Annotated in this window: 1 protein-coding gene; it reads right to left on the reverse strand. The window is 68.8% G+C overall.

From position 1 onward, the window contains the following. Positions 1 to 37: 37 nt before the first annotated feature. Positions 38 to 1,384: a PTS transporter subunit EIIC gene (locus ETD83_RS41810; RefSeq protein ID WP_138650765.1), complete on the reverse strand. Its 1,347-nt coding sequence runs from the start codon at positions 1,382 to 1,384 to the stop codon at positions 38 to 40. Positions 1,385 to 1,451: the final 67 nt, after the last annotated feature.

Here is a 1,451-nt window from a genome sequence, read left to right on the forward strand (position 1 = left end):
GCGCTAGTGAGGGGCTCGCGGCGCCCCCTATGAGGGGTCAGCCGCTGCTGGCGGCCTGCGCGTCCCCCTTCTTGCTGCCGGCCATTTCCGGGTCGGCGGCGGGGTCGACGGCCGCGGTCTCCTCGCCTTCCGGTTCACGTCCCGGGGTCGCGAAGTTGAACTTCTCGATCAGGAACTTGAAGATGAAGTAGTAGACGAAGAAGTACACGACGCCCAACCCCAGGATGAGCGGTAGCTGCTCCGTGTTGTCCTTCGTCGCGTTCAGCAGCAGGTCGATGCCGCCGGCCGAGAAGCCGAAGCCGAGCTGGGCCCCGGCGGCCTCCAGCACCGCCATCGAGATGCCGGTGAGGACGACGTGCACCCCGTACAGGACGGGCGCGACGAACATGAACGCGAACTCGATCGGCTCGGTGACGCCGGTGACGAACGCGGTGAGCGCCGCCGACAGCATGATGCCGCCGACCGCCGGACGCCGGTGCGCGGGGGCTGCGCGCCACATGGCGAGGGCCGCGCCGGGCAGGCCGAACATCAGGACCGGGAAGAACCCGGCGAGGAAGCCGCCCGCGTCCGGGTCGCCGGCCAGGTAGCGGTTGATCTCGCCGTGGACGGCGCCGTCCGGGCCCTCGTAGGTGCCGAACACGAACCAGATGAGCGAGTTCGGGATGTGGTGCAGGCCGAACGGGATGAGCAGCCGGTTGATCATGCCGTAGATGCCGGCCCCGGCCGCGCCCGCGCCGGTGATCCACTCACCGAACTCGGTGAGCCAGTTGCCGAGCACCGGCCAGAGGAAGCCGATCAGGACGCCGAGGAGGAGGCCCGCGAAGGCGGTGACGATCGGCACGAAGCGGCGTCCGCCGAAGAAGGCCAGCCAGGTCGGCAGCTTGATCCGGTAGTAGCGCTGGTAGAGCAGCGCCGCGACGACGCCCATCATGATGCCGCCGAGCACCTGGGTCGGGTTCGTGGCACCCCAGTCGATGGCCGGGGCGGGCTGCCCGTCGACCACCTTCGTGATGGTGACGTTGCCCTTGAGCTCGTCGGAGTGCGAGAACATGACCTTCGAGACGCGGTCGAAGACCAGGTAGCCGACCACCGCGGCGAGGGCGGTGGAGCCGTCCGACTTCTTGGCGAAACCGATCGCCACACCGACGGCGAAGAGCAGCGGCAGGGCGGCGAACAGCGCACCTCCGGCCTCGCCGACGACCTCGGCGACCCGGTTCCATTCGAGGCCGTCCTTGCCGAGCATGTCGGGCTGTCCGAAACGCAGCAGGAGTGCCGCGGCGGGCAGGACGGCGATCGGCAGCATGAGGCTGCGGCCGATGCGCTGTAGCTGCGCGAGGATGCTCGACCCTCTGCGTGGTGTGTTATCCACTGTCGTGGCGGTCATGGTGAGGTTCCTCCTCAGGGGATCCAGGAGTTCTCAGGTGTAGGGGCTGGGGGATCAGGACTGGGGC

The sequence above is a fragment of the Actinomadura soli genome, assembly GCF_005889715.1.
GTDB classification, from domain to species: Bacteria; Actinomycetota; Actinomycetes; order Streptosporangiales; family Streptosporangiaceae; genus Spirillospora; species Spirillospora soli.